General features: G+C 72.2%; 24 protein-coding genes and 2 pseudogenes. 3 read left to right on the forward strand and 23 right to left on the reverse strand.

Annotation, left to right across the window (positions count from 1 at the left end; genetic code table 11):
* Window positions 1-111 precede the first annotated feature (111 nt).
* Both fmt and def read right to left on the reverse strand, forming a co-directional pair.
* Entirely contained in the window at window positions 112-1,050 is a 939-nt protein-coding gene (gene fmt / locus AB0O11_RS12635) for a methionyl-tRNA formyltransferase (RefSeq protein ID WP_363384978.1), read from the reverse strand.
* A gap of 87 nt (window positions 1,051-1,137) precedes the next feature.
* Complete coding sequence (def, locus tag AB0O11_RS12640) at window positions 1,138-1,683, reverse strand: peptide deformylase (protein WP_363384980.1); 546 nt, start codon at window positions 1,681-1,683, stop codon at window positions 1,138-1,140.
* Window positions 1,684-1,936: 253 nt separating this feature from the next.
* On the opposite strand from def, the pseudogene AB0O11_RS12645 reads away from it, so the two are divergent.
* Window positions 1,937-2,436: pseudogene (locus tag AB0O11_RS12645) on the forward strand (hypothetical protein); the annotation flags it as partial.
* A gap of 312 nt (window positions 2,437-2,748) precedes the next feature.
* On the opposite strand, the gene AB0O11_RS12650 reads toward AB0O11_RS12645, so the two are convergent.
* From AB0O11_RS12650 to pyrR, 14 genes are all read right to left on the reverse strand, one after another.
* Window positions 2,749-4,833 carry a primosomal protein N' gene (locus tag AB0O11_RS12650; protein ID WP_363384983.1) on the reverse strand — a complete coding sequence of 695 codons (2,085 nt, stop codon included), beginning with the start codon at window positions 4,831-4,833 and terminating at the stop codon, window positions 2,749-2,751.
* A 105-nt stretch (window positions 4,834-4,938) separates the two neighbouring features.
* Window positions 4,939-6,147 (reverse strand): methionine adenosyltransferase, encoded by a 1,209-nt coding sequence (gene metK / locus AB0O11_RS12655; RefSeq protein WP_224276700.1) that lies wholly within the window; start codon window positions 6,145-6,147, stop codon window positions 4,939-4,941.
* Between the two features lie 151 nt (window positions 6,148-6,298).
* Entirely contained in the window at window positions 6,299-7,516 is a 1,218-nt protein-coding gene (gene coaBC / locus AB0O11_RS12660; protein WP_363385490.1) for a bifunctional phosphopantothenoylcysteine decarboxylase/phosphopantothenate--cysteine ligase CoaBC, read from the reverse strand.
* 152 nt (window positions 7,517-7,668) lie between these two features.
* A complete protein-coding gene (gene rpoZ, locus AB0O11_RS12665) occupies window positions 7,669-7,938 on the reverse strand; it encodes a DNA-directed RNA polymerase subunit omega (protein ID WP_188297240.1) in 270 nt (89 codons plus the stop codon).
* 37 nt (window positions 7,939-7,975) lie between these two features.
* Window positions 7,976-8,533: a guanylate kinase gene (gene gmk / locus AB0O11_RS12670; protein WP_224276698.1), complete on the reverse strand. Its 558-nt coding sequence runs from the start codon at window positions 8,531-8,533 to the stop codon at window positions 7,976-7,978.
* Between the two features lie 49 nt (window positions 8,534-8,582).
* Window positions 8,583-8,909, reverse strand: coding sequence for an integration host factor, actinobacterial type (mihF, locus tag AB0O11_RS12675; protein ID WP_363384988.1), 327 nt, complete (start codon window positions 8,907-8,909; stop codon window positions 8,583-8,585).
* A 360-nt stretch (window positions 8,910-9,269) separates the two neighbouring features.
* Window positions 9,270-10,103: an orotidine-5'-phosphate decarboxylase gene (pyrF, locus tag AB0O11_RS12680; protein ID WP_363384991.1), complete on the reverse strand. Its 834-nt coding sequence runs from the start codon at window positions 10,101-10,103 to the stop codon at window positions 9,270-9,272.
* 32 nt (window positions 10,104-10,135) lie between these two features.
* A complete protein-coding gene (locus AB0O11_RS12685; protein ID WP_224276695.1) occupies window positions 10,136-11,239 on the reverse strand; it encodes a quinone-dependent dihydroorotate dehydrogenase in 1,104 nt (367 codons plus the stop codon).
* Window positions 11,240-11,408: 169 nt separating this feature from the next.
* Window positions 11,409-14,717: a carbamoyl-phosphate synthase large subunit gene (gene carB, locus AB0O11_RS12690; RefSeq protein WP_363384995.1), complete on the reverse strand. Its 3,309-nt coding sequence runs from the start codon at window positions 14,715-14,717 to the stop codon at window positions 11,409-11,411.
* A complete protein-coding gene (gene carA, locus AB0O11_RS12695; protein WP_363384998.1) occupies window positions 14,710-15,867 on the reverse strand; it encodes a glutamine-hydrolyzing carbamoyl-phosphate synthase small subunit in 1,158 nt (385 codons plus the stop codon). Before carA ends, carB begins: the two co-directional genes overlap by 8 nt.
* Window positions 15,864-16,457 carry a hypothetical protein gene (locus AB0O11_RS12700; RefSeq protein WP_363385001.1) on the reverse strand — a complete coding sequence of 198 codons (594 nt, stop codon included), beginning with the start codon at window positions 16,455-16,457 and terminating at the stop codon, window positions 15,864-15,866. Before AB0O11_RS12700 ends, carA begins: the two co-directional genes overlap by 4 nt.
* Complete coding sequence (locus tag AB0O11_RS12705) at window positions 16,457-17,761, reverse strand: dihydroorotase (protein WP_363385493.1); 1,305 nt, start codon at window positions 17,759-17,761, stop codon at window positions 16,457-16,459. The genes AB0O11_RS12700 and AB0O11_RS12705 overlap by 1 nt, the downstream gene beginning before the upstream one ends.
* A gap of 26 nt (window positions 17,762-17,787) precedes the next feature.
* Window positions 17,788-18,777 (reverse strand): aspartate carbamoyltransferase catalytic subunit, encoded by a 990-nt coding sequence (locus tag AB0O11_RS12710; RefSeq protein ID WP_363385004.1) that lies wholly within the window; start codon window positions 18,775-18,777, stop codon window positions 17,788-17,790.
* 5 nt (window positions 18,778-18,782) lie between these two features.
* The gene (gene pyrR / locus AB0O11_RS12715) at window positions 18,783-19,406 is read right to left on the reverse strand and encodes a bifunctional pyr operon transcriptional regulator/uracil phosphoribosyltransferase PyrR (protein WP_363385007.1); all 624 of its coding nucleotides are present in this window, start codon (window positions 19,404-19,406) and stop codon (window positions 18,783-18,785) included.
* A gap of 329 nt (window positions 19,407-19,735) precedes the next feature.
* Here pyrR and AB0O11_RS12720 point away from each other — a divergent pair, with 329 nt between their 5' ends.
* Window positions 19,736-20,239, forward strand: coding sequence for a transcriptional regulator (locus AB0O11_RS12720; protein ID WP_030056198.1), 504 nt, complete (start codon window positions 19,736-19,738; stop codon window positions 20,237-20,239).
* A 148-nt stretch (window positions 20,240-20,387) separates the two neighbouring features.
* Here AB0O11_RS12720 and AB0O11_RS12725 read toward each other — a convergent pair whose 3' ends face one another.
* The 5 genes from AB0O11_RS12725 to AB0O11_RS12745 form a co-directional block, all read right to left on the reverse strand.
* The gene (locus AB0O11_RS12725; protein ID WP_363385010.1) at window positions 20,388-21,305 is read right to left on the reverse strand and encodes a hypothetical protein; all 918 of its coding nucleotides are present in this window, start codon (window positions 21,303-21,305) and stop codon (window positions 20,388-20,390) included.
* Window positions 21,306-21,529: 224 nt separating this feature from the next.
* The gene (locus AB0O11_RS12730) at window positions 21,530-22,351 is read right to left on the reverse strand and encodes a thioesterase family protein (RefSeq protein WP_363385013.1); all 822 of its coding nucleotides are present in this window, start codon (window positions 22,349-22,351) and stop codon (window positions 21,530-21,532) included.
* 139 nt (window positions 22,352-22,490) lie between these two features.
* Window positions 22,491-22,928: a transcription antitermination factor NusB gene (nusB, locus tag AB0O11_RS12735; RefSeq protein WP_030290257.1), complete on the reverse strand. Its 438-nt coding sequence runs from the start codon at window positions 22,926-22,928 to the stop codon at window positions 22,491-22,493.
* 4 nt (window positions 22,929-22,932) lie between these two features.
* On the reverse strand, window positions 22,933-23,496 hold the full coding sequence (efp, locus tag AB0O11_RS12740) for an elongation factor P (protein WP_224276679.1): 564 nt from the start codon (window positions 23,494-23,496) through the stop codon (window positions 22,933-22,935).
* A gap of 80 nt (window positions 23,497-23,576) precedes the next feature.
* Window positions 23,577-24,683 (reverse strand): aminopeptidase P family protein, encoded by a 1,107-nt coding sequence (locus tag AB0O11_RS12745; protein ID WP_363385018.1) that lies wholly within the window; start codon window positions 24,681-24,683, stop codon window positions 23,577-23,579.
* Window positions 24,684-25,097: 414 nt separating this feature from the next.
* Here AB0O11_RS12745 and rpmG point away from each other — a divergent pair, with 414 nt between their 5' ends.
* Window positions 25,098-25,262 carry a 50S ribosomal protein L33 gene (gene rpmG, locus AB0O11_RS12750; protein WP_030056206.1) on the forward strand — a complete coding sequence of 55 codons (165 nt, stop codon included), beginning with the start codon at window positions 25,098-25,100 and terminating at the stop codon, window positions 25,260-25,262.
* Between the two features lie 63 nt (window positions 25,263-25,325).
* Here the strand turns inward: rpmG and AB0O11_RS12755 are convergent.
* Both AB0O11_RS12755 and AB0O11_RS12760 read right to left on the reverse strand, forming a co-directional pair.
* Window positions 25,326-25,481 (reverse strand): annotated as a pseudogene (locus AB0O11_RS12755) (cupin domain-containing protein); the annotation flags it as partial.
* A 31-nt stretch (window positions 25,482-25,512) separates the two neighbouring features.
* Window positions 25,513-26,628 carry a HoxN/HupN/NixA family nickel/cobalt transporter gene (locus AB0O11_RS12760; RefSeq protein ID WP_363385496.1) on the reverse strand — a complete coding sequence of 372 codons (1,116 nt, stop codon included), beginning with the start codon at window positions 26,626-26,628 and terminating at the stop codon, window positions 25,513-25,515.
* Window positions 26,629-26,639: the final 11 nt, after the last annotated feature.

Consider the following 26,639-nt stretch of genomic DNA (forward strand, 5'->3'; position numbering starts at 1 on the left):
GTGATGAAACGAACGGCGGTGATGAACTGACGCGGACGAACTCGGACGGACTTCGACGGTCTCGGACGAACACGGACGGTCTCAAACGAACAGTAGCGCCGAACCGGAGCGTCAGCCCCCGAAGCGCTCCCCCGCCTCCAGTCGCGCGCCCCGGGCCCAGTCGGCGGCCCGCATCTCCTTCTTCCCCTGCGGACGCACCTCCCCCAGCTCGACGTCGTGGCTGCCGGTCCCGACCCGGACGCTGTTCTTGCCCACCATCGCGACCTCTCCCGGCGCCAGCTCGGCGGAGTCCGGCAGCAGCTTGACCGGCCCGGTGACCTTCAGCCGCTCGCCCCGGAACTCCGTCCAGGCCCCCGGCGCCGGCGCGCAGCCGCGCACCACCCGGTCGACCCGCAGCGCGGGGTGGTTCCAGTCGATCCGCGCGTCCTCGACGGTGATCTTCGGCGCGAGCGTGACACCCTCGGCCGGCTGCGGCACGGCGTGCAGGGTGCCGTCCTCAATGCCGTCCATGGTGGCCGCGAGCAGCCGCGCGCCGGAGACCGAGAGCCGGGTGAGCAGCTCGCCGCTGGTGTCGGCCGGACGGATCTCCTCGGTGATCACGCCGTAGACCGGGCCGGAGTCCAGGCCCTGCTCGATCAGGAAGGTGGACGCACCGGTGACCTCGTCGCCGGCCAGCACCGCGTGCTGCACCGGGGCCGCGCCGCGCCAGGCGGGCAGCAGCGAGAAGTGCAGGTTGACCCAGCCGTGCTCGGGGATCTCCAGGGTGCCGGGGCGCAGCAGCGCGCCGTAGGCGACCACCGGGCAGCAGTCGGGGGCGAGTTCGGTGAGCCGGGCGACGAAGTCCGGGTCGCTGGGCTTCGCCGGCTTGAGGACCTCGATCCCGGCCTCCTCGGCGCGCTGGGCGACGGGGCTGGCAACCAGCTTGCGCCCGCGCCCGGCCGGAGCGTCGGGGCGGGTGACCACCGCGACGACCTCGTGCCGGTCCGAGGCGAGCAGGGCATCCAGGGCGGGGACGGCTACCTCGGGGGTGCCTGCGAAGACGAGACGCATCAAGTGCCTTTCTGCAAAAGGAAGTTCGAGAAACCAAGCGAAGCCGGCGGGAGCCAGCGGGAGCCGACGGAGGTCAGCGGGCCGAGGTCAGCGGGCGGAACCGAAGGTGCTGTGCGGCGAGACCTTGACCACCGGGGCCGGCCCGCCGCCCCAGTCCGCCTCCCGGATCGCCTTCAACGCGGACTTGCGCTGCTCGCGGTCGAGCCGGTCGATGAAGATGATGCCGTCCAGGTGGTCGGTCTCGTGCTGGATGCACCGGGCGAGCAGTTGGGTGCCCTCCAGGGTCACCGGATCGCCGTACATGTTGAAGCCCTTGGCCACCACGCCGTACGAGCGCTTGGTGTCGTAGCGCAGGCCGGGCAGCGACAGGCAGCCCTCGGGGCCGTCCTGCTCCTCCTCGCTCAGCGACAGGTCCGGGTTGATCAGGTGCCCGGTGACACCGTCCACGTGGTACGTGAACACCCGCAGGGAAACACCGAGTTGGGGCGCGGAAAGACCGGCGCCGGGGGCGTCCAGCATGGTGTCGGTGAGGTCGCGGACCAGCTTGCGCAGTTCCTTGTCGAAGGTGGTCACCGGCTTGGCGGTGGACCGCAGGACGGGGTCTCCGAAGAGACGGATCGGCTGGATCGCCACGGGGTACGGGCTCCTGTCCGTAGGGGCGCGGGCTGCGGTCGGGCTGGTTCACCCGCCAGTCTATGCAACCCCGCACGGCCGCCCGCCGAGGGCTTCCCCGGGGCCGGATCGGCGTCCGGCACGGCCCGACTGTGCCGAGCGGCGTTACCCCGGCCCCCGCTTCGGCGTTGGTCAAGAGAGATTGACCAGGGCCGGACGCACGGGACACCGCGCCCCGGCCGAGCTGAACCGTACGGAAGGTGGCACGTAGGCCATGGCCGAGCAGATCAACCACGACGCCCGGGCGCGGGCGAGCCTGCACCTGCTGGTGCGGGACATCGAGCGGGTGAGGCGGCAGGTCGACGCGCTGCGGACGCTCACCGCGCAACTGGGCAACGTCTACCGTCCGCGCCGACCGAGCACCTCGGCCGGCTTCGTGGTGTACGGGCGGGCGCCGGCGCCGACCGTGCGCCTGGCGCAGGAGCTGCGGGAGAGCGTGGAGACCCTGGTGGCGGCGGCGGTCGAGTTCGACCGGGCGCTGGGTTTCTCCTGGGACTCGGTGGGCTCCGCCCTCGGGGTGACCAAGCAGGCCGTGCACCGGCGCTACGGCATGCGTCGCCCGACCAGCGAGCTCCTCGCCGCGAGCGGTGCCGTCCCGGGCCAGAGCCGCCCGGACCGCTCCGAGGAGCTGCCCGCCGCCGAGCGCACCGGTCTGGCCACGACCGTCCCGGCGGCCCGCCAGGGCGGTCTGGACCGCAGCAGCCTGGAGCGGGGCGGTCTGGAGCGGGGCGGCCTGGAGCGCGGCGGCCTGGACCGCGGCACGATCGACCGCACCACGACGGATCGCGGCCCCGTGGACCACACCCCCGTCGACCGCGGCACGACCGACCGCAGCACCCCCGTCGACCGCCCCCACGCGGACCGACCCGGCATCCCGCTGCGCGGCTGACCGAGCCGCCGCAGCCGGGCCGTCCGGGGCGGGGTGGCCCACTCACCCCGCCCCACCGGGCCACCGGGCCACGAAGACCGCCGGGCCACCGAACCCGCAGCACGCACCCGAAACCACGCTGAAGCCCCGCCCGTCGCTCAGCCGATGTCCGTCGGATCCACCCTCACCCGCACCGGCTCCGCCGTCCGCAGCGCGATCCGCGCGATCTGCGCCGCCTTGAGCGCCGCCGCCAGCGCGGCCCCCTGCCCGGGCGGCACCCGCAGCAGCGCGCGCTCCTGCTCCTCCCCCCGCAGCGCCGGCACCGGCACCGGCCCCAGCACGTCCGCTCCCTCCGGGAGCCGGATCAGGTTCAGCAGGTCCGCCACTGCCGAGGGGCTCCCGCTCACCGAGACCATCCGGGACACCGGCGGGAAGTGCAGCTGCGCCCGTTCGTCCCGCTCCAGCCCGGCGTGCCCCAGCGGATCCCAGCGCACCAGCGCCTGCACCGGACGGGCCGAGGGCTCGGCGACCACGACCACCGTCCCGCCCTCCGTCGAGGGCCGCACCAGCGCGGCCGCCGCGAGCCAGAGCCGCAGCGCCTCCTCCCCCGCCCGCAGGTCCGGCCGGCTGAGCAGCGCCCAGCCGTCCAGCAGCAGCGCGGCCCCGTACCCGCCGCCTCCCTCCACCACCGGCTCCGCACCGGGCGTGGAGATCACCAGGGAGGGCTCGTCCGGCACGGTGGTCAGCACCGCCTCCCGGCCCGAGGTCCGCACCGGGATGCGCGCGAACGCCTTGCCCAGCTCCTCCGCCGTCCGCCGGGCCCCGACCACCTGGGCCCGCAGCCGGAAGGACCCGCATTCGGGGCAGTGCCAGTCGTTCTCCGGTTCCCCGCACCAGCCGCAGCACAGCGCGGCGTCCGCCGAGGGCGCCTCCAGCGGCCCCTCACAGCGCCGGCAGCGGGCGGGGGTGCGGCAGCGCCCGCAGGCCAGCCGGGGCACGTAGCCGCGCCGGGGCACCTGGATGAGCACCGGGTGCCCGGCGGCCAGCGACTCCCGGGCGGCCTCCCAGGCCACCGAGGGGAGCCGGGCGGCCTGTGCGGCGGCGTCCCGGTGCTGGTCCTGGTCGGTGACGGTCCGTACCCTGGGCGCGACCTGCCGCACCGTCTCCCGGTCCGCGACCAGCGGTCGCGCCCAGCCGGTGCTGACCAGCTGCGCGCCCTCCACCGTCACCGCGTGCCCCCCGAGCAGCACCGCCGCGCCCTCCTCGGCGGCGCGCAGCAGCGCCACCTCGCGCACGTGCGGGTGGGGGGAGCGCGGGTCGCTGTGGCTGCCGTCCCCGTCCGACCAGACGACGACCAGCCCGAGGTCCCGGACCGGCGCGAACATGGTGGCCCTGGTGCCGACCACGGCGTGCACCGAGCCCCGGCTCACCGCGAGCCAGCGCCGGTAGCGCTCGCGCGGACCGAGGTCGGCCTCCAGCGCCACGTGCATCCCGGGGCCGAGCAGCTCGGTCAGCGCCTGGTCGACCCGGGCCACCGAGCGCCCCTCCGGAAGCACGACCAGCGCCCCGCGCCCGCTCGCCAGGGTCGCGGCCACCGCCCGCGCGATCTCGTACGGCCAGCCGGGCCCGGGCAGCGCCGCCCAGACCGCGCGCGGCGAGCCGCCCCCGGCCAGCGAGGCGAGGAAGTCGGACCCGGCCGGGTAGCGCTGCCAGCCACCGGGGGCCGGGGCGGCCGGGCGCGGCAGCGGCGGCGGCGAGGGTTCGGCCTCGGCCTTGGCGTGCCGGGGCGGGACGGCCAGCTGGAGCACGTCGGCCAGCGTCCCGGCGTACCGGTCGGCGACGGTCCGGCACAGCCGCAGCAGCTGCGGGGTGAGCACCGGCTCGGGCGAGAGCACCTGGGCCAGCGGGGCGAGCGGGCCGGGGAAGTCGCTCTTCTCCAGCCGGGCGACGATGAACCCGTCGTGCAGTTCCCCGCCCTCGCGCTGGCCCTTCACCACCCGCGCCCCGAAGCGCACCCGCACCCGCACTCCGGGCTGGGCCTCCTCGGCCATGCCGGCCGGCACCTCGTAGTCGAAGAACTTGTCGATGGTGAGCACGCCCTTGTCCACCACGACCCGGGCCACCGGCAGGTGCTCGGCCCGCTTGGCCCCGCGCCAGGTGCGCGGCTTGGCCCGCTTGACCGTCTCCCGGATGAACGCCAGCTGCTCCGGCTCGCCGGCCCCGTTGTCCCCTGTGCTGCTCATCGCCACCAAGTACTACCAGGTCACACCGACAATGCACGAAGCGGCGCCCGCCCCCGTTCGGAGTCGGACGCCGCTTCGGGCGCTACGGATCAGGAGCCGCGGACGTCAGTCCTGCACGGCGGCCTTCAGCTGCTCCACCCGGTCGGTGCGCTCCCAGGTGAAGTCCGGCAGCTCACGGCCGAAGTGGCCGTACGCCGCGGTCTGGGCGTAGATCGGGCGCAGCAGGTCCAGGTCGCGGATGATCGCGGCGGGACGCAGGTCGAAGACCTCGGAGACGGCCTTCTGGATGGAGAGGACCGGCACGGTCTCGGTGCCGAAGGTCTCCACGAACAGGCCGACCGGCTCGGCCTTGCCGATCGCGTATGCGACCTGCACCTCGGCGCGGCGGGCGAGGCCGGCGGCGACGATGTTCTTCGCCACCCAGCGCATCGCGTACGCGGCCGAGCGGTCCACCTTGGACGGGTCCTTGCCGGAGAAGGCGCCGCCACCGTGGCGGGCCATGCCGCCGTAGGTGTCAATGATGATCTTGCGGCCGGTGAGGCCGGCGTCACCCATCGGGCCGCCGATCTCGAAGCGGCCGGTCGGGTTGACCAGCAGGCGGTAGCCCTCGGTGGTCAGCTTGATGCCCTGCTCGGCCAGCGCCTTCAGCTCCGGCTCGACCACGAACTCGCGGATGTCCGGGGTGAGCAGCGACTCCAGGTCGATGTCGCTGGCGTGCTGGGTGGAGACGACCACGGTGTCGAGGCGGACGGCCTTGTCGCCGTCGTACTCGATGGTGACCTGGGTCTTGCCGTCGGGACGCAGGTAGGGGATGGTCCCGTTCTTGCGCACCTCGGTCAGGCGGCGGGAGAGGCGGTGCGCCAGGGTGATCGGCAGCGGCATGAGCTCGGGCGTCTCGTCGGACGCGTAGCCGAACATCAGGCCCTGGTCACCGGCGCCCTGCTTGTCCAGGTCGTCCTCGTCGCCTTCGACCCGGGCCTCGTACGCGGTGTCGACACCCTGCGCGATGTCGGGCGACTGGGCACCGATGGACACCGAGACGCCGCAGGAGGCGCCGTCGAAGCCCTTCTTGGAGCTGTCGTAGCCGATCTCCAGGATCTTGTCCCGGACGAGCTGGGCGATCGGCGCGTACGCCTTGGTGGTCACCTCGCCGGCCACGTGCACCTGGCCGGTGGTGATGAGCGTCTCCACGGCGACCCGGGACGTCGGGTCCTCCCGCAGGAGAGCGTCAAGGATGGTGTCGCTGATCTGGTCAGCGATCTTGTCGGGGTGGCCCTCGGTCACGGACTCCGAGGTGAACAGGCGGCGAGACACAGCGCTCCCTGGGGTTGCAGCGGCTGCTGACTGAAGTTCCCCGGGCGAACCGGGGAACTCCGGAAAGACTTGATTCCTGGAGTCTAACGGTCTGGTTCCGGAGAACGTCACCCGCTTCAGGAATTCTCGACCGCTGCGCGAGCGGTTCCGATCAGTTGCCGCCCATTTCCAGCCGCTTTGCCACCAGGTCCCAGACCACGTCCGCGAGCGCCTCCTTCGGGCCCACCGGAACGGCCGTCTCACTGCCGTCCGAGCCCAGTACCACGGCCTCGTTGACGTCCGTGCCGAAGGCCTTGCCGTTGCCCACCTCGTTCACGACGAGCAGGTCACAGCCCTTGCGGGCGAGCTTGGCGCGGCCGTTGGCGAGCACGTCGTCGGTCTCCGCCGCGAAACCCACCACGAGTTGACCCGAACGGGCCCGGTGGGCCGACAGCTCGGCCAGGATGTCGGGATTGCGGACCAGTGCGACGGGCGCCTGCTCGACCCCCTCGACCTTCTTGATCTTGCCGGTCGCGTACTCGGCGGGGCGGAAGTCCGCCACCGCCGCGGCCATGACCACGGCGTCCGCGTCCCGGACCGCCTTCAGCGCCGCCTCGCGCAGCTCCAGCGCGGTCGAGACGTGCACCACGTCCACCCCGGCCGGGTCCGGCAGCTCGGCGTTGGCCGAGAGCAACGTCACTCTGGCCCCGCGCGCCGCGGCCGTCACGGCGAGCGCGTAGCCCTGCTTGCCGGACGAGCGGTTGCCCAGGTAGCGCACCGGGTCCAGCGGCTCCCGGGTACCGCCGGCCGAGACCACCACGTGCCGGCCGGCCAGGTCGGCCGGCACCGCCCCGCCCCGGCGCAGCACGGCCCGGCAGGCGTCGAAGATCACCGACGGCTCGGGGAGCCGTCCCTTGCCGGTGTCCTTGCCGGTCAGCCGCCCGACGGCCGGCTCCAGCACGATCACGCCCCGGCGGCGCAGCGTGGCCACGTTGTCCTGGGTGGCCGGGTGCTCCCACATCTCGGTGTGCATGGCGGGCGCCAGCACGACCGGACAGCGGGCGGTGAGCAGGGTGTTGGTCAGCAGGTCGTCGGCGAGGCCGTGGGCAGCCTTGGCGATCAGGTCGGCGGTGGCCGGGGCGACCACGACCAGGTCGGCCTGCTGCCCGATCCGCACGTGCGGCACCTCGTGCACGCGCTCCCAGGTCTCGGTGGCGGCCGGGCGCCCGGACAGTGCCGCCCAGGTCGCCTCGCCGACGAAGTGCAGCGCGGCCGCGGTCGGCACCACGGTGACCTGGTGGCCGGACTCGGTGAAGCGGCGCAGCAGCTCGCACGCCTTGTAGGCGGCGATCCCGCCGCTCACGCCGAGGACCACGCGGGGGGCGTCCACAGTCACGTACCGACCTTTCTCCCGATCCGGAACCCGCTCACCCTACGACCCCTCGGTCGGCACCCGCACGGTGCCCCACCCCGGAGCCGGAACACCGGAGGGCCCGACGGAAACGATTCCGCCGGGCCCTCCGGGAAAGGTACGGGGCTGCCTCAGGCGGCGCCCTCGACCGCCTCGGCGGTCAGCATGCCCGCGTTGATCTCGCGCAGCGCGATCGACAGCGGCTTCTCGTGCACGTGGGTGTCGACCAGCGGGCCGACGTACTCCAGCAGGCCCTCGCCGAGCTGGGAGTAGTACGCGTTGATCTGGCGCGCGCGCTTGGCGGCGTAGATCACGAGGCTGTACTTGGAGTCGGTGGCCTCGAGCAGCTCGTCGATCGGCGGGTTGATGATGCCCTCGGGCGCGGTCATGGAAGAGGACACGCTAAAACCTTCCGAAAGGGTGGAAAAGACAGACAGGTCAGGCTACACCGAGCAAGGCTAGCAGTTCGGCCGCTACCTGCTCGACGGAGGTGTTGACAAGGGTCGTGTCGAACTCGGGCTCGGCCGCGAGCTCGACCTTGGCCGCTTCCAGACGCTTCTCGATCACGTCCTGCGGCTCGGTGCCCCGGCCCGTCAGCCGGCGGACCAGCTCGTCCCAGCTCGGCGGGGCCAGGAAGACCAGCTGCGCCTCGGGCATCGACTCGCGCACCTGCCGGGCACCCTGGAGGTCGATCTCCAGCAGCACCGGCTCGCCGCGCTCCAGCTTCTCGTGCACGGCCGCGCGCGGGGTTCCGTAGCGGTTCCCGGCGAACTCGGCCCACTCCAGCAGCTCGCCGTTGGCGACCAGCTTGTCGAACTCGTCGTTGTCGACGAAGTGGTACTGGACCCCGTTCTTCTCGCCGGGCCTCGGGTGGCGGGTCGTCGCCGACACCGAGAGCCAGACCTCGGGGTACATCTTCCTCATATGAGCGACGACCGTGCTCTTGCCGACCCCCGAAGGGCCGGAGAGCACGGTCAGCCGCGGACGCTCACTCATGCACCGATTATCCCGGATCGCGGGGGATCCTGGGACCACGGGGGCACGGTCAGGCAGCGCCACCGCCGAACTCCCGCTCCAGGGAAGCGATCTGGTTCGTACCGAGGCCGCGGACACGCCGGCTCTCGCTGATGCCGAGGCGCTCCATGATCTGCTTGGCGCGGACCTTGCCGACGCCCGGAAGGGACTCCAGCAGGGCCGAGACCTTCATCTTGCCGATGACGTCGTTGTCGGCCTTGCCGGCCTTGATCACCTCGCGCAGGGAGGCGCCGGAGTGCTTGAGCCGGTTCTTGACCTCGGCGCGCTCCCGGCGAGCCTCGGCGGCCTTGGCGAGCGCGGCGGTGCGCTGTTCAGGGGTAAGGGGCGGAAGAGCCACGCCGTTCACCTCAGGGTGTGGATGGAAGGGATTGAGCTAGGACTGGTTCGGTACCGAGGACACCGTCCGCAAGGGGAACCACAAGGCCCTGACCTGCGGGAGACGCGGAAATCGCGGCTCGCCGATGACCTATCGCCGGACACTACCCGCATTGCGGCGCCACGTCAGGAAAAGAACACGAAAAGTCCTGGTCAGCCGAGGCCGACCAGGACTTTCCGGGGCAAAATGACCGCGATTGCGAGACTTTGACAGGGTCGATGTGACGGCGCTCACGTCAACGCGCGGACGCCGACGCCGTCCTGCGGACACTGCGCACGTCACCGGACTGATGCCCGGCCGCCCCGCCCGACGGCCTCGGACCTACTTGACGGCGTCCGCGAACTCGCCGACGAAGCGCTCCGCCGCCTCCCGCAGCGCCGGCACCGAGGGGCCGTGCTTGAGCACGTCCCGGCTGACGCTCGGCACCACGTTGATCACCGAGCCGCCGAACACCCGCGGCAGGTCCGCCATGGTCGCGCCCTGGGCGCCGATCCCGGGGGCCAGCAGCGGACCGTTGATGGCCAGCTCCACGCCCGCGTCGGCCAGCGTCGCGCCGACCACCGCGCCGAAGGAGCCGAGCGGCGCGGCGCCCGCGTTCTCGGCCGCCAGCTGCCGCAGCACCGAGGCCGCGACCGGCTCGCCGTCCGCGCCCACCGCACGCTGCACCTCGGCACCCTCCGGGTTGGAGGTGAGCGCCAGCGCGAACACGCCGCAGCCCTGCTCCCGGGCCAGGTCCAGGGCCGGGCGCAGCGAGCCGAAGCCCAGGTACGGGCTGACCGTCAGCGCGTCGGAGAACAGCGGGCTGCCCGGCGACAGGAAGGCCTCGGCGTACGCGGCCATGGTGGAGCCGATGTCGCCACGCTTGGCGTCCATCAGGACCAGCGCGCCGGCCGCCCGGGCCTCCTCGACGGTCTTCTCCAGCACCGCGACGCCCTTGCTGCCGAAGCGCTCGAAGAAGGCGGCCTGCGGCTTGAGCACGGCCACCCGGTCGGCCAGCGCCTCGACCACGGTGCGGCTGAAGGCCTCCAGCCCGGCCAGGTCGTCGCCGAGACCCCAGGCGGCGAGCAGGGAGGCGTGCGGGTCGATGCCGACGCAGAGCTGGCCGCGGGTGTCGAGGGCCTGGCGCAGCCGGGCGCCGAACGGGGCGAGGGTCATGTCGTCTCTTTCCGGAGGTGGTGGGGAGGAGTTCAGGAGCTGCGCACGGCGCTGCCGACGGCCTCGGCGAGGTTGCGGAAACCGCCCGCGCGGACCTTGGCGGACAGGCCCTTGTGGATCTTCCGGCACCAGAACGGGCCCTCGTAGATGAAGGCGCTGTAGCCCTGGACCAGGTCGGCGCCGTGGACGATCCGCTGCCAGGCGTCCTCGGCGGTCTCGATGCCGCCGACCGAGACGAGGGTCAGCCGGCCCTCGGTGCGGGCGCGCAGCCGCTGGAGGACCTCCAGGGCGCGGGCCTTGAGCGGGGCGCCGGACAGGCCGCCCATGCCGATCTCCTCGACCCGCCCGGCGTCGGTGCGCAGGCCCTCGCGGCCGATCGTGGTGTTGGTGGCGATGATGCCGTCCAGGCCCAGCTCCAGGGCGAGGTCGGCGACCGCGTCGACGTCCTCGTCGGCCAGGTCGGGGGCGATCTTGACCAGCAGCGGCACGTGGTGCGCGGTGGTGCGGTCGGCGGCCTCGCGGACGGCGGCCAGCAGCGGCCGCAGGTGGTCCACGGCCTGGAGGTTGCGCAGCCCGGGGGTGTTCGGCGAGCTGACGTTGACCACCAGGTAGTCGGCGTACTTGGCCAGCCGCTCGGTGGACTTCACGTAGTCGGCGACGGCGTCGGCCTCCTCGACCACCTTGGTCTTGCCGATGTTGACGCCGATCACCGGGGTGGAGCTGGTGTGCGGGCGGGCGGCCAGTCGGGCGGCGACCCGGGCCGAGCCCTGGTTGTTGAAGCCCATCCGGTTGATCAGCGCGCGGTCCTCGACCAGGCGGAACAGCCGGGGCGCCGGGTTGCCCGGCTGGGGCTCGCCGGTGATGGTGCCGATCTCGACGTAGTCGAAGCCGAGCATCGACAGACCGTCGATGCCGACGCCGTTCTTGTCGAAGCCGGCCGCCAGGCCGAACGGGCCGGGCAGGTCGAGGCCGAGGGCACCGGTGCGCAGGGCCCGGTCACGCGGGGCGAGCACCAGCCGCACCAGGGTGCGCAGGCCGGGCACCGAGGAGGCGAGGCGGATCCAGAAGAAGGCGAGGTGGTGGGCCTTCTCCGGGTCCATCTTCTTGAAGACGAGGTCGAACAGAAGCTTGTACAAGGGTGGTTCAACTCCCGGAGCTGTTACCGGACGTGGGCGCGGGCGCAGCCCGTCGAAAGAAGGGTGGCGGTGGGCCTGGGGGCACCCCCGGCCGAAGGCTGGGGGACGGTGGGCGGGCATGGCAGTGGGGGGCACCCGACTGGCTTCGGTGCCCCCCACTGCGGTGGCGCTACTTGCGGCCGGCGTTGATCAGCTCGGCGTGCTCCTGGAGCGACATCACTCCGACCTCGTCGCGCAGCAGCCGGTCGATGCCCTGGACGGCCGCGCCCATCGCCTGGACGGTGGTCAGGCAGGGCACCGCGCGGGCCACGGCCGCGGTGCGGATCTCGTAGCCGTCGAGGCGGCCGCCGGTGCCGTACGGCGTGTTGATGATGAGGTCGACCTCGCCGTCGTGGATCAGCTGGACGATGGTCCGCTCGCCGTTCGGGCCCTCGCCCTCGCTGTGCTTGCGCACCACGGTGGCGGGGATGCCGCCGCGCTGGAGCACCTCGGCGGTGCCGGCGGTGGCGAGCAGCTCGAAGCCGAGGCCGACCAGCGCCCGGGCCGGGAAGAGCAGGTTGCGCTTGTCCCGGTTGGCCACCGAGACGAAGACCTTGCCCTTGGTCGGCAGCGCGCCGTAGGCGCCGGTCTGCGACTTGGCGTAGGCCGTGCCGAAGACCTTGTCGATGCCCATGACCTCACCGGTCGAGCGCATCTCCGGGCCGAGCACGGTGTCCACCCCGCGGCCGTGGACGTCGCGGAAGCGGCTCCACGGCATCACGGCCTCCTTGACCGCGATCGGCGCGTCGGCGGGCAGCGTGCCGCCGTCGCCCTCGGCCGGGAGCAGGCCCTCGGCGCGCAGCTCGGCGATGGTGGCGCCGAGCGAGACCCGGGCGGCGGCCTTGGCCAGCGGCACGGCGGTCGCCTTGGAGGTGAACGGGACGGTCCGGGAGGCGCGCGGGTTGGCCTCCAGGACGTAGAGGATGTCCCCGGCCAGCGCGAACTGGATGTTGATCAGGCCGCGGACACCGACACCACGCGCGATGGCCTCGGTGGAGGCGCGCAGACGCTTGATGTCGAAGCCGCCGAGGGTGATCGGGGGCAGAGCACAGGCGGAGTCGCCGGAGTGGATGCCGGCCTCCTCGATGTGCTCCATGACGCCGCCGAGGTACAGCTCGGTGCCGTCGTAGAGCGCGTCGACGTCGATCTCCACCGCGTCGTCGAGGAAGCGGTCGATGAGCACCGGGTGCTCGGAGATCAGACCGGCGTGCCGCTCCAGGTACGAGGCGAGCGAGGCCTCGTCGTAGACGATCTCCATGCCGCGGCCGCCGAGCACGTAGGACGGGCGGGCGAGCACCGGGTAGCCGATCTCGTCGGCGATCGCCTTGGCCTCCTCGAAGGAGAAGGCGGTGCCGTGCTTGGGCGCGGGCAGGCCGGCGTCGCGCAGGACGCGGCCGAAGGCGCCGCGCTCCTCGGCGAGGTCGATCGCCTCGGGCTGGGTGCCGACGATCGGCACGCCGTTGTCCTTGAGCGCCTGGGCCAGGCCCAGCGGGGTCTGGCCGCCGAGCTGGACGATCACTCCGGCGAGCGGGCCGGCCTGCTGCTCGGCGTGGACGATCTCCAGGACGTCCTCCAGGGTGAGCGGCTCGAAGTAGAGCCGGTCGGAGGTGTCGTAGTCGGTGGAGACGGTCTCCGGGTTGCAGTTGACCATGACGGTCTCGTACCCGGCGTCGGCGAGCGCGAAGGAGGCGTGCACGCAGGAGTAGTCGAACTCGATGCCCTGGCCGATGCGGTTCGGGCCCGAGCCCAGGATGATCACGGCGGGCTTGGTGCGCGGGGCGACCTCGTTCTCCTCGTCGTAGGACGAGTAGAAGTACGGGGTCTTGGCGGCGAACTCGGCGGCGCAGGTGTCGACGGTCTTGAACACCGGGCGGATGCCGAGGGCGTGGCGCACCTCGCGGACCACGTCCGGCTTCAGGCCGCGGATCTCGCCGATCTGCTGGTCGGAGAAGCCGTGCCGCTTGGCGTGGCGCAGCAGCTCGGGGGTGAGCTCGGCGGCCTCGGTCAGCTCGGCGGCGATCTCGTCCAGCAGGAAGAGCTGGTCGACGAACCACGGGTCGATCTTGGTGGCCTCGAACACCTCCTCCGGGGTGGCGCCGGCCCGGATGGCCTCCATCACGGTGTTGATCCGGCCGTCGGTCGGCACGACCGCCTTGGCCAGCAGCTCGGCCTTCTCGCCCACCGGGCCGGTCCAGGAGAACTGGGAGCCCTTCTTCTCCAGCGAGCGCAGCGCCTTCTGGAGCGCCTCGGGGAAGTTGCGGCCGAGGGCCATGGCCTCGCCGACCGACTTCATGGTGGTGGTCAGCGTCGCGTCGGCGCTCGGGAACTTCTCGAACGCGAACCGCGGCACCTTGACCACGACGTAGTCGAGGGTCGGCTCGAAGGAGGCCGGGGTCTCCTCGGTGATGTCGTTGGGGATCTCGTCGAGGGTGTAGCCGACGGCCAGCTTGGCGGCGATCTTGGCGATCGGGAAGCCGGTGGCCTTGGAGGCGAGTGCCGAGGAGCGGGAGACGCGGGGGTTCATCTCGATGACGATGACCCGGCCGTCCTCGGGGTTGACGGCGAACTGGATGTTGCAGCCGCCGGTGTCGACGCCGACCTCGCGGATGACGGCGATGCCGATGTCGCGCAGGATCTGGTACTCGCGGTCGGTGAGGGTCATCGCCGGGGCGACGGTGATCGAGTCACCGGTGTGCACGCCCATCGGGTCGAAGTTCTCGATGGAGCAGACGACCACGACGTTGTCGTGCTTGTCGCGCATCAGCTCCAGCTCGTACTCCTTCCAGCCGAGGATGGACTCCTCCAGGAGCACCTCGGTGGTCGGAGAGAGGGTCAGGCCCTGGCCGGCGATGCGGCGCAGGTCCTCCTCGTTGTGGGCGAAGCCGGAGCCGGCGCCGCCCATGGTGAAGGAGGGGCGGACGACGACCGGGTAGCCACCGAGCGTGTCGACGCCGGCCAGCACCTCGTCCATGGTGTGGCAGATGACCGAACGGGCGGACTCGCCGTGGCCGATCTTGGCGTTGACGGCCTCGACGACACCCTTGAAGAGGTCGCGGTCCTCGCCCTTGTTGATCGCCTCGACGTCGGCGCCGATCAGCTCGACGCCGTACTTCTCCAGCGTGCCGGCCGCGTGCAGCGAGATCGCGGTGTTGAGCGCGGTCTGGCCGCCGAGGGTCGGCAGCAGCGCGTCGGGGCGCTCCTTGGCGATGATCTTCTCGACGAACTCCGGGGTGATCGGCTCGACGTAGGTGGCGTCGGCGATCTCCGGGTCGGTCATGATCGTGGCCGGGTTGGAGTTGACCAGCACGACCCGCAGGCCCTCGGCCTTGAGGACCCGGCAGGCCTGCGTACCCGAGTAGTCGAACTCGGCGGCCTGGCCGATCACGATCGGGCCGGAGCCGATCACCAGGACGGACTTGATGTCAGTGCGCTTAGGCACGCTGGCCCTCCATGAGCTTCACGAAGCGGTCGAACAGGTAGGCGGCGTCGTGCGGACCGGCGGCCGCTTCGGGGTGGTACTGCACGCTGAAGGCGGGGACGTCGAGCGCCTGGAGGCCCTCGACCACGTCGTCGTTGAGGCAGACGTGGGAGACCTCGACCCGCCCGTAGGCGGTGTCGCTCACCTTGTCCAGTGGGGCGTTCACGGCGAAGCCGTGGTTGTGGGCGGTCACCTCGACCTTGCCGGTGGTGCGGTCCTGCACCGGCTGGTTGATGCCGCGGTGGCCGTACTTGAGCTTGTAGGTGCCGAAGCCCAGGGCGCGGCCGAGGATCTGGTTGCCGAAGCAGATCCCGAAGAACGGGGTCCTGCGCTCCAGCACGCCCTGCGCGACGGCGACCTGGTGGTCGGCGGTGGCCGGGTCGCCCGGGCCGTTGGAGAAGAAGACGCCGTCCGGGTTGACCGCGTAGACGTCCTCCAGGGTGGCGTTGGCCGGCAGCACGTGCACCTCGATGCCGCGCTCGGCCATCCGCTGCGGGGTCATCGCCTTGATGCCGAGGTCCAGCGCGGCGACGGTGAAGCGCTTCTCACCGATCGCGGGCACCACGTACGGCTCGGTGGTGGCGACCTCGGCGCACAGGTCGGCGCCCTTCATCTCGGGCGATTGCTGCACCCGGGCGAGCAGGGTGGCCTGGTCGGCCAGCGCCTGGCCGGAGAAGATGCCGCAGCGCATCGCGCCGCGCTCGCGCAGGTGGCGGGTCAGCGCGCGGGTGTCGATGCCGCTGATGCCGACGACGCCCTGGTTGACCAGCTCCTCGTCGAGCGAGCGGCGGGAGCGCCAGTTGGAGGCGACCCGGGCGGGGTCGCGCACCACGTAGCCGGCGACCCAGATCTGCTTGGACTCGTCGTCCTCGTCGTTCCAGCCGGTGTTGCCGATCTGCGGGGCGGTCATCACGACCACCTGGCGGTGGTACGACGGGTCGGTCAGGGTCTCCTGGTAGCCGGACATGCCGGTGTTGAAGACCGCCTCGCCGAAGGTCTCGCCGATGGCGCCGTAGGCCTGGCCGCGGAAGGTCCGGCCGTCCTCCAGGACGAGCACGGCGGGCGTACGCTCCCGCCGATGGCGCTGCGTGGTGGGGGCAGGTGCGGTCATTGGGCGGCCTCTTCCGTCTTCGTCTTCGTGCGTGTTGCGAGCTGAGCGATCGCCTCGACCCAGGCGGCGTGCTCATCGGGGTGGTCGGCCCGGAAGCCGGAGTCCAGCTCGATGGTGCCCACGGGGGTCCCCCCGGCCGAAGGCTGGGGGAGCGTCCAGGTGACGACGAGCAGCCCGGAGGGGACGACCTTGCCGGCGATCCCGGAGTCCGTGCGGGCGCCGGTCAGGTGTTCGACCGGGATCCAGAAGTCGACGTCACCGGGGCGCTGCACCAGCAGGCCGTCCTCGCCGAGGGTGAGGTCGGCACGGCTGCGGGTGCCCAGGCCGTGTGCGACGACCCGGTCGAGCCAGTTCCCGGCGGTGGTCGTGCCGTGGTAGCGGCCGCTGGTCTCCAGGAGGGTGCGCCCGGCGCGGGCCGGCACGGCCGGCAGCGGCGGGATGCCGGACTGCAGGGTGCGCCGCCAGTTCCAGCCCTGGCGCATCAGCCAGTAGACGAGGCCGATCACGATCAGCAGGCCGACGGACCAGCCGATGTAGCCGGGCCAGTTGGTGACCTTCGCCTGCTCCTGGGCGAGCGTGGCGTGGTCCATCACTCCGCGCCGCCCTGATCGGCCGGCTCGCCGGCCAGCACGGTGGCACGCCCGCGCAGGAAGGTGGCGTGCACCCGTCCGGGCAGGTCCAGGCCCTTGTAGGGGGTGTTGCGGCTGCGGGTGGCGAAGCTGTCCGGGTTCACGACACCACGGTACGCGGGATCGAACAGCACCAGGTTGGCCGGCTCACCCACCGAGATCGGCCGGCCGTGGCCGGCGAGACGGCCGATCCGGGCCGGGCGGTGCGACATCCGGTCCGCGACGCCCTCCCAGTTCAGCAGGCCGGTGTCGACCATGGTCTGCTGCACGACCGACAGCGCGGTCTCCAGGCCGACCATGCCCATCGCGGCCACGGCCCACTCGCAGTCCTTGTCCTCGGCCGGGTGCGGCGCGTGGTCGGTGGCGACGGCGTCGATGGTGCCGTCGGCCAGCGCCTTGCGCAGCGCCTGGACGTCCTCGGCGGTGCGCAGCGGCGGGTTCACCTTGTACACCGGGTCGTAGGTGCGGACCAGCTCGTCGGTGAGCAGCAGGTGGTGCGGGGTCACCTCGGCGGTGACGTCCCAGCCCTTGGACTTGGCCCAGCGGACGATCTCGACCGAGCCGGCCGTGGACAGGTGGCAGACGTGCAGCCGGGAGCCGACGTGCGCGGCGAGCAGCACGTCGCGGGCGATGATCGACTCCTCGGCGACGGCCGGCCAGCCGCCGAGCCCGAGCTCGCCGGAGACCTGGCCCTCGTTCATCTGGGCGCCCTCGGTCAGCCGCGGCTCCTGGGCGTGCTGGGCGACGACGCCGTCGAAGGCCTTGACGTACTCCAGGGCGCGGCGCATCAGCACCGCGTCGTCCACGCACTTGCCGTCGTCGGAGAAGACCCGGACGCCCGCGGCGGACTCGTGCATCGCGCCGAGCTCGGCGAGCTTCTTGCCCTCCAGGCCGACGGTGACGGCGCCGACCGGCTGCACGTCGCAGTAGCCGGCCTCCTGGCCGAGCCGCCAGACCTGCTCGACCACGCCGGCGGTGTCGGCCACCGGGGTGGTGTTGGCCATCGCGTGCACGGCGGTGAAGCCGCCCATCGCGGCGGCCCGGGTGCCGGTCAGCACGGTCTCGGCGTCCTCGCGGCCGGGCTCGCGCAGGTGGGTGTGCAGGTCGACCAGCCCGGGCAGGGCGATCAGCCCGGTGGCGTCGATCTCGATGTCCGCCTCGACCGTCAGGCCGGTGCCGATCTCCTTGATCACGCCGTCGGCGAGGTGGAGGTCCTGCGGGGCGCCGCCCAGGATCCTGGCGTTGCGGATCAGGTAGCTGACCATGGTGCCGGTTCGCTCGCTGCTCTCGTTCACTGGGCGGTCTCCACGGAGTCGGTACGGGGGGTGTCGGCGGGCGCGTCGGCGAAGACGGCGCCGCCGAGCAGCAGGTAGAGGACGGCCATCCGGACGGAGACGCCGTTGGCGACCTGCTCGACCGCGGTGCAGCGCGGCGAGTCGGCGACCTCGGCGGTGATCTCCATGCCGCGGACCATCGGGCCGGGGTGCATCACGATGGCGTGGTCCGGCAGCTGGGCCATCCGGCGGCCGTTCATGCCGTAGCGGCGGCTGTACTCGCGCTCGGTCGGGAAGAACGCGGCGTTCATCCGCTCGCGCTGCACCCGCAGCATCATCAGCGCGTCCGTCTTGGGCAGCACGCTGTCCAGGTCGTAGCTGATCTCGCAGGGCCAGTTCTCGACCCCGATCGGCAGCAGCGTGGGCGGGGCGACGAAGGTGACCTGCGCGCCGAGGGTGTTCAGCAGGTGGACGTTGGAGCGGGCGACCCGGCTGTGCAGGACGTCACCCACGATGGTCACCCGGCGGCCGGCCAGGTCGTGGCCGGCACCCGGGTTGAGGTGGCGGCGCATGGTGAAGGCGTCGAGCAGCGCCTGGGTGGGGTGCTCGTGGGTGCCGTCACCGGCGTTGATCACGCTGCCGTGCAGCCAGTCGGACTGGGCCAGCCGGGCCGGCGCGCCGGAGGCGTGGTGGCGGATGACCACCGCGTCGGCGCCCATCGCCTGGAGGGTCAGCGCGGTGTCCTTGAGGCTCTCGCCCTTGGAGACCGAGGAGCCCTTGGCGGAGAAGTTGATGACGTCGGCCGACAGGCGCTTCTCGGCGACCTCGAAGGAGGTCTTCGTCCGGGTGGAGTCCTCGAAGAAGAGGTTGACGACGGTGCGGCCGCGCAGCGTGGGCAGCTTCTTGACGGCCCGGCCGGAGAGCTGGGCCAGCTCCTCGGCGGTGTCCAGGATCAGCAGCGCGTCGTCGCGGCTGAGATCGGCGGCGGAGACGAGGTGGCGCTTCACGCGGGCTACTCCGGGAGGTGCGGTTCGGTGGGCTGGGAGGCCAGAGCCTGCGAGCTGCGGGCGGTGTAGTCGCGGTCCCCGACCAGGACGGCGTCCACGCCGTCGCTGTCGGACAGGCGCACCTGCACGGCCTCGCGCAGCGAGGTGGGGAGGTTCTTGCCCACGTAGTCGGCGCGGATCGGCAGCTCGCGGTGGCCGCGGTCGACCAGGACGGCGAGCTGGACGGCGCGCGGGCGGCCGATGTCGTTCAGCGCGTCGAGCGCGGCGCGGATGGTGCGGCCGGAGAAGAGCACGTCGTCGACGAGGATGACGAGCTTGCCGTCGATGCCGCCGGGCGGGATCTCGGTGTGCTCCAGGGCGCGGGCGGGCTTCAGCCGCAGGTCGTCCCGGTACATGGTGATGTCCAGGGTGCCCAGCGGGATCTCGCGCCCGGTGATCTGGGCCAGCCGGCCGTGCAGACGGCGGGCGAGGTGGACGCCCCTGGTGTGGATGCCGAGCAGCACGACGTCCTCCGCGCCCTTGGCGCGCTCGACGATCTCGTGCGCTATCCGGGTGACGACCCGGGCGATGTCCGTGCCGTCCAGCACCTGGTGCGGCGGCCGGGGCGTCGGTTCGTGGTGTGTGGTCATGCCGAAGCGGACCTCCTTCCCCGCCTCACGGGACGGGCCTTAAAGGATGTCTGGGATGGCCCCCGCCGACGTGGCGCGGGCTTCGGTCATTCTACCAGCGCGCCGGATCGCAAACAGACATCCATCATTCCGCTTCCCCGGGTTAACACTCCGGACGCGCCGACGATGCGGGCCATTCGCACGACTGCCCCATTCGGCTTGACGCAACTACCTTACTCTACGTAACCTCACAGTGAGTTACGAGACGGACGTCGGACCCACCGGTAACGACGTCGGCAATCGCCCGTGACCCACCACTGAACGCGAAGCAATCTCGTCCGGGGAGACCAATGTCCAGCGACTACGCGAAGCAACTCGGAGGCAAGCTCCGAGCGATCCGCACTCAGCAGGGGCTCTCCCTGCACGGTGTCGAGGAGAAGTCCCAGGGGCGCTGGAAGGCAGTCGTCGTCGGTTCGTACGAGCGCGGCGACCGTGCGGTCACCGTGCAGCGGCTGGCCGAGCTGGCGGAGTTCTACGGCGTCCCGGTGCAGGAGCTGCTGCCCGGCGGCACGCCCGGCGGTGCGGCCGAGCCGCCGCCGCGCCTGGTCCTCGACCTGGAGAGACTGACCCAGGTCCCCTCCGAGAAGGCCGGCCCGCTGCAGCGCTATGCGGCGACCATCCAGAGCCAGCGCGGCGACTACAACGGCAAGGTGCTGTCGATCCGCCAGGACGACCTGCGCACCCTGGCCGTCATCTACGACCAGTCGCCGTCGATCCTCACCGAGCAGCTGATCTCGTGGGGCGTGCTGAACCCCGACGCGCGCCGTGCGGTGCGCGAGGAGGACGCGAGCTGAGGCTCACCGCACCGGCTCCGGCCAGCGGATCCAGGCACGATCCAGCACTCGTTTCCGTAGTGCTGGCAAGCAGAAACGTCACGGCGCGGCTCCCCGAATCGGGGGCCGCGCCGCGGTGTGGACACACCACCCCGGGGCGGCGCGGGCGTCAGCAGACCGTCCCCAGGCCGTAGCCGGGCTGCGCCGCCACGCCGTCCAGCCGGACCGGCCGGTCGGCCGGCGCCCAGTCCTGCCCGCCGCTCGACCAGGCCCAGGAGGCCGGCAGGTACTCTCCGCAGGAGGCGGCCGATCCCTGCGAGCCGTGCAGCACCGCGACGCCCGGCAGCTCCAGGGCCAGCCCGGTGCAGAGGACCGCGCAGACCAGCTCCAGGTCCTCGTCGTTGATCCGGACCACGCCGTCCTCCCACTGGAGCACCCGCGCCGCCGCGGTCAGCTTCCCGCCGGGCGCGTCCACCCGCAGGCGCAGCTCGTACACACCGGCACCCGCGCCGACCAGCATCCGCCGGAACACCTCGCCCCCGCGCTGGTAAGCAGCGCGCACCCAGGCGACGTCCGCCTCGTCGGGCGCACCCGCGCCCCCGTGCAGGCCCCCGTCGAGCAGCAGGTCGGCGTGGCAGAGCGTCAGCCCGTTCTCCCGGGCGCGCACCAGCCGCGGCACGAAGTCCCCGGCCAGCTCCTCGCCCTGGTACGCGAGCAGCTGGGTCTGCAGGGCCGGGTTGACCAGGTAGCGGTCGCGGGCGGCGAGCTCGGCCGGGTCCAGCCCGTGCAGCACGCAGAACTCCTCGAAGTCCTGCGGGTGGAACATCCGGGCCCGGACGGTGTCGAACCGCTCCAGCGCCTCGGCCAGCAGCTCGGCGGTGTCGGCCAGGTAGCGCTCGTGGTCGGGGGCGTCGGAGATCCCCCAGGCACGGGCCCGGGCGAAGTCCGCGGCGTTGGTGAGCACCCCGATGACGAACGCCTGCTCGGCACCCTCGGCCCGCCGCGGCCGGTGCGACGCCCGTACCGCGGGCCGCGAGCCGCCGGCGGTGCAGTCGGAGTTGCGGCGGGCGCGCCCCAGAGGACTCATGCGCCCACCTCGCTGCGCTCGGCAGGGGCATTCGCCCACACGCGCCTGTCGACTGTTCGCTCGCTGCGCTCGCTCACGGGATGGCTCCTGGCTTCGGCGGTCGGGTCATGGCTGACGGTCAGCGGCGAGCTCGCCGCTGACCGTCTTCCTCCCCATCCGCGCGCGCCGCACACGTACGGCGTGTCACAGGAATGTAACCACCGGTAATAGCACTGCTGCCGGACCTACCGCGGCACCCGGGCCAGCTGGCGGGACTGCGCGACCAGCCGGCCCGACTCGTCCCAGACCTCCGCGTCCTCCTCGAAGTAGCCCCCGGCCAGGTTGCGGGTCGCGTGGGTGACCCGCAGCCAGCCGGGCGCGGGCTTGGCGCGCAGGTGGACGGTCAGCTCGACGGTGGGGGCCCAGCCCGGCATGCCGAGGTCGAAAGTGACGGGCGGCAGCGCGTCGGCGACCAGCAGGAGCAGCAGCGGGTCGGGCTCGCGGCCGTCGGCGAGCCGGAACCATCCCTGGATCCGCCCGTTGCCGGAGGGCTGTCCGAGCGCCCAGCCGACGGTGGCCGGGTCCAGCCGCAGGTCGAACCGCTCCAGCAGGGCGGCCTGGGCGATCAGCTCCTTGGGCGCGTGTTCGACGCCGATGCACTGGTCCGGCGGCGGCAGCTGCGGCGGCTGCGCGCTGGTGCGCACCTCGCCGTCGGCGCCGGCGAGGTCGCCGTGGCTGGCCACCACGCGCAGCCGCTCGACGCCGTCCTGGCTGAGCGAGGCGGTGCCGGTGGACAGGCTGCGGCCGGTGCGCAGCACCTCGGTGCGGACGGTGGCCGGGCCGGGGACGGAGGCGGACAGGTAGTAACCACTGATCGACACCGGGTCCGGGTGGGTGCCGTGCTCCAGCGACAGCGCGTGTCCGGCCACCGCGAGCAGCAGTCCGCCGTTCACCCCGCCGCCGATCTGCCAGCCGGCGCCGAGCTCGGCCTCGTAGCGGCCGGCCTCCTCGGGGTGCCTGGTCAGGGCGATGCCCTGGTCGAACTCGCTGCGGATCGCCGTGGTCATGTGGGGACCTGCCTTCACGCGTGGCTCCGGACGTCAAGTTACTGACGAGTAGTTCCTCACCATACGCCGCCCGGGGGGAAATGCGGAACGGCCGCCGGACACCTGTTCGGGTCCGACGGCCGTCCACGGGGCCGACCTGCTACCGGCGGATGCTCGGCTTCAGTTCGAGGAAACGGGCGAGCATGCCGTTGACGAAGGCCGGAGAGTCGTCCGTGGAGAACTCCTTGGCGATCTCGACGGCCTCGTCCAGGACGACGGCGTCCGGGACGCCGTCCTCCCAGATCAGCTCGTACGCGCCGAGCCGCAGGACGTTGCGGTCCACGATCGGCATCCGGTCGAGCGTCCAGCCCACGGCGTACTGCTCGATCAGGTCGTCGATGCGGCGAGCGTGCTGGACGTACCCCTCGATGAGCTCCATGGTGTACTCACCGACCTGCGGGGTGCCCTCGTCGGGCTTGGGCTCGCGGGCGCGGGCCACCCAGTCGGCGAGGACCTGCTGCGGGTCTACCCCGCGGTGGTCGGCCTCGAAGAGGATCTGGAAGGCCCGGGTCCGGGCCTTGCTGCGTGCGGCCGACACGGACTTACTTCACCCGGCCGAGGTAGCTGCCGTCGCGGGTGTCGACCTTGACCTTGTCGCCGGTGACGACGAACAGCGGGACCTGGATCTCGGCACCGGTCTCCAGGGTGGCCGGCTTGGTGCCACCGGTGGAGCGGTCGCCCTGGACGCCCGGCTCGGTCTCGGAGATGACCAGCTCGACGGCGGCCGGGAGCTCGATGTACAGGACCGAGCCCTCGTTCTGCGCGACCAGGGCCTCGAAGCCCTCCAGCAGGTACTTGGCGGCGTCGCCGACGACGGCCGGCTCGATGGTCAGCTGGTCGTAGGTGTCCATGTCCATGAACACGAAGTTCTCGCCGTCCTTGTACGAGAACTGCATGCCGCGCTTGTCGACGTTGGCGGTCTCGACCTTGGTGCCCGCGTTGAAGGTCTTGTCGACGACCTTGCCGGTCAGGACCTCCTTGAGCTTGGTACGCACGAAGGCCGGGCCCTTGCCGGGCTTGACGTGCTGGAACTCGACGACGGACCAGAGCTTGCCGCCCTCCAGCTTGAGGACCATGCCGTTCTTGAGATCGTTCGTGGAAGCCACGGGCGCACTTACTCCTGGATATAGCTGTCAAGGAACCAAGGGTTTGCGTCCTGCCGCCGACGGCCGTCGGGAGGCCGCGGTCACAGGGCGAGGAGCTCCTTGGTGGTGATGGTGAGCAGCTCGGGCCCGCCCTCTTCGAGGGGGCGCACGACGAGCGTGTCCTCGATCCGGACCCCGCCCTTGCCCGGGAGGTGGACCCCTGGACCGACGGTGACCGGTACGCGGCTGTCCAGTTTACCCATGTCCGACGGACCGAGGCGCGGCGCCTCCCGGATCTCCAGCCCGATGCCGTGGCCCACCGGGCGCGGGGAGGCCTCGGCGTGGCCGGCCGCCTCCAGGACCTGCCGGGCCGCCCGGTCGGGTACGCACTGCTCCACCCCTGGTCCGAGCGCCTCCCGCCCCGCCCGCTGGGCCCGGAAGACCAGCCGGTGCAGCTCCACCTGCCAGGGCGCGGGGGTGGCGCCGATCACGAAGGTGCGGGCGGTGGAGACGCCGTAGCCGCGGTACTGGGCGCCCATCACCACGGTCAGGAAGTCGCCCTCCTCCACCCGGCGGTCGGTCGGCTGGTGGGCGGCCTGGCCGGAGTGGGTGCCGGTGCCGACCGAGACCGGGAAGGCCGCCCGGTCGGCGCCGTGGTCGATCATCCGGCGCTCCAGCTCCATCGCCAGGTGCCGCTCGGTGCGGCCGACCAGGATCGACTCCAGCAGCTCGCCGAGCGCCTGGTCGGCGATCTCGGCGGCGATCCGCAGGTCGGCGATCTCGCGCTCGTCCTTGATCACCCGCAGCCGCTCGACCGTCTGCCCGAGGTCCACCAGCCGGGCCCCCTCGGAGCGGCCCCCCACCGCCCGGTGCCGGGTGACGGTCAGGTCGTGCTCCTCCACCGCCAGGCCCGACACCCCGGCCCGCGCGGCGGCGGCCGCGGCGGCCAGCGCGGTGTCCGAGCCGGCCGCCACCGGCATCCGGGTGATGTCCGGAGCGATCAGGTGCTCCCCGGAGTCGTCCGGCGGCAGGTCGTCCGGCAGCGCGAGCAGCGCCCGTTCCCTGGTCAGCAGCAGGCTCGCCCCGCAGGGCGCGCAGCCCGTCAGGTACCGCACGTTCGCCGCACGGGTGATCAGCGCCGCGTCGGCCCCGGCCGCACTGCAGTGCTCCCTCACCCGCTCCCGCCGCCCCGCGTACGCATCCGCCATGCGTCGAGCCTACGAACCCCCGGCCCGAACCGCCCGCCGAGCACCCCCGACAGAACCCCCGGTGCCCCTTGCGCGCCCCCTGCGCGACCGCGCCGTCACTACCGGACACGCGCCGTGGCCCCCGCTCCCCCGCGCGCCGCACCCCGAGCCTCGGCGGTGCCCACCCCTCACCGCCCGCTACCGTTCGTCACCACTCGTTCACCACTCGTCCGGGTCGAACGGGCCCCGCGGCGGTGCGGGATCGTGCTGCCGAAGCCGGGCCGGCAGCCGGTGGGCGGACATGGACGCTTCCTGGCGTCCGGGAATGGGCAGGGCCGGGCTCGCGTTGGAATGCACGAAAATGGCTTCCATTTCGGTGTACGGTCCCGGCCCGACGCACGAGACCCGGCACCCCGGACCCCAGGAGGACGCCCGATGGCCCGCAGCGAACTGCGCCCGGTGATCAAGCTCCGCTCCACCGCCGGCACCGGCTTCACGTACGTGACCCGCAAGAACCGCCGCAACGACCCGGACCGGATGGTCCTGCGCAAGTACGACCCGGCGGCCGGCCGGCACGTCGACTTCCGTGAGGAGCGCTGACCCCGCACACACGAACGGCGCCTCCCCGAGCCCGGGGAGGCGCCGTTCCGTCCGCTCGACGGCTCAGCGCGGCGGCGGGACGGAGACCACCATGGTCAGCCGCAGCACCCGCTCCCCCGTATTGCGGTAGACGTGCGCGTACGAGGCGTCGAAGGAGACCGTGCCGCCGGCCGGCACCGGATGGTCCGCACCGTCGTGGACCAGGGTCAGCTCGCCGTCGCGGGCACGCTGCTGCTCGCGGCCGCCTGAGTCACGAGTTCTCGGGCGTCCAGCGCTGCTCGACCCGGGCGAGCTTCCAGTACCCGATCGCGATCGCCCAGACCACCACGAACAGCCCGGCGATGGCGTAGCCGACGTTGTCCAGCGAGATGTCCGCGATGAACCCGGAGACCGGGTCGGTCAGATCGAGCTTCTCGTGCAGCACCCCGACCAGCTCGATGGTGCCGATGATGAAGGCCACCGCGATCGACAGACCAGTGATGGTCAGGTTGTAGTACACCTTCCGGACCGGGTTGGCGAAGGCCCACTGGTACGCGAAGTTCATGAACGTCCCGTCCAGGGTGTCGAACAGGCTCATCCCGGCCGCGAACAGCAGCGGCAGGCAGACGATCGCGTACCAGGGCAGGCCGGAGGCCGCACCCGAGCCGGCCATCACCATCAGGGTGACCTCGGTCGCGGTGTCGAAGCCCAGGCCCAGCACCATGCCCACCGGGAACATCTGCCCCGGCCGGGTGATCGAACGGGTCGCTCGGTTCAGCACCCGGGCCATGAAGCCGCGCGAGTCGAGGTGCGCCTCCAGCTCCTCCTCGTCGAACCGCCCGGCCCGCATCGCCCGGAACACCTTGAGGATGCCGAGCAGCGCCGCCAGGTTGAGCGCGCCGATCAGGTAGAGGAACGCGCCGGAGGCCGTCGTGCCGACCATCCCGAGCCACTTGTGGGTGGTCGACTCGTCGTCCATCAGCGTGTTCGCCAACTGCGCGCCGCCCGCCACCAGGGCGGCCATCAGCACCACCATCGAGGAGTGCCCGAGGGCGAACCAGAAGCCCACCGAGACCGGCCGCTTGCCGTCCGCCATCAGCTTGCGGGTGGTGTTGTCGATCACCGCGATGTGGTCGGCGTCGAAGGCGTGCCGCATGCCGAGGGTGTACGCGGTGATGCCCAGGCCCACCCCGAAGACCTGGGTGCCGACCGCGTACTTCTCGGGTGCGACCAGGAAGATCAGCGTTCCGAAGGCCACCACGTGCATGGCCAGGATCACCGTCATCAACCCGGCCGTACGGACGGTGTCCTCGCGCCGCCATCTGAAGGCGGGCAGGACGGAAGGGGCCGTCTTCGCCCCGGCGGCAACGGTTTCGGGCAGGGTCATCTGCAGATCAC

It is taken from the genome of Kitasatospora sp. NPDC093102 (genome assembly GCF_040683915.1).
Taxonomy (GTDB): domain Bacteria; phylum Actinomycetota; class Actinomycetes; order Streptomycetales; family Streptomycetaceae; genus Kitasatospora.

What these genes read in the sequence shown, in the direction of transcription:
- fmt (WP_363384978.1), bottom strand. Translation starts at nt 1,050, where the DNA reads ATGCGTCTCGTCTTCGCAGGCACCCCCGAGGTAGCCGTCCCCGCCCTG.
- AB0O11_RS12650 (WP_363384983.1), bottom strand. Translation starts at nt 4,833, where the DNA reads ATGAGCAGCACAGGGGACAACGGGGCCGGCGAGCCGGAGCAGCTGGCG.
- gmk (WP_224276698.1), bottom strand. Translation starts at nt 8,533, where the DNA reads ATGAGTGAGCGTCCGCGGCTGACCGTGCTCTCCGGCCCTTCGGGGGTC.
- pyrF (WP_363384991.1), bottom strand. Translation starts at nt 10,103, where the DNA reads ATGACCCTCGCCCCGTTCGGCGCCCGGCTGCGCCAGGCCCTCGACACC.
- carA (WP_363384998.1), bottom strand. Translation starts at nt 15,867, where the DNA reads ATGACCGCACCTGCCCCCACCACGCAGCGCCATCGGCGGGAGCGTACG.
- AB0O11_RS12700 (WP_363385001.1), bottom strand. Translation starts at nt 16,457, where the DNA reads ATGGACCACGCCACGCTCGCCCAGGAGCAGGCGAAGGTCACCAACTGG.
- AB0O11_RS12705 (WP_363385493.1), bottom strand. Translation starts at nt 17,761, where the DNA reads ATGGTCAGCTACCTGATCCGCAACGCCAGGATCCTGGGCGGCGCCCCG.
- pyrR (WP_363385007.1), bottom strand. Translation starts at nt 19,406, where the DNA reads ATGACCACACACCACGAACCGACGCCCCGGCCGCCGCACCAGGTGCTG.
- AB0O11_RS12720 (WP_030056198.1), top strand. Translation starts at nt 19,736, where the DNA reads ATGTCCAGCGACTACGCGAAGCAACTCGGAGGCAAGCTCCGAGCGATC.
- AB0O11_RS12725 (WP_363385010.1), bottom strand. Translation starts at nt 21,305, where the DNA reads ATGAGTCCTCTGGGGCGCGCCCGCCGCAACTCCGACTGCACCGCCGGC.
- AB0O11_RS12730 (WP_363385013.1), bottom strand. Translation starts at nt 22,351, where the DNA reads ATGACCACGGCGATCCGCAGCGAGTTCGACCAGGGCATCGCCCTGACC.
- AB0O11_RS12745 (WP_363385018.1), bottom strand. Translation starts at nt 24,683, where the DNA reads ATGGCGGATGCGTACGCGGGGCGGCGGGAGCGGGTGAGGGAGCACTGC.
- rpmG (WP_030056206.1), top strand. Translation starts at nt 25,098, where the DNA reads ATGGCCCGCAGCGAACTGCGCCCGGTGATCAAGCTCCGCTCCACCGCC.
- AB0O11_RS12760 (WP_363385496.1), bottom strand. Translation starts at nt 26,628, where the DNA reads ATGACCCTGCCCGAAACCGTTGCCGCCGGGGCGAAGACGGCCCCTTCC.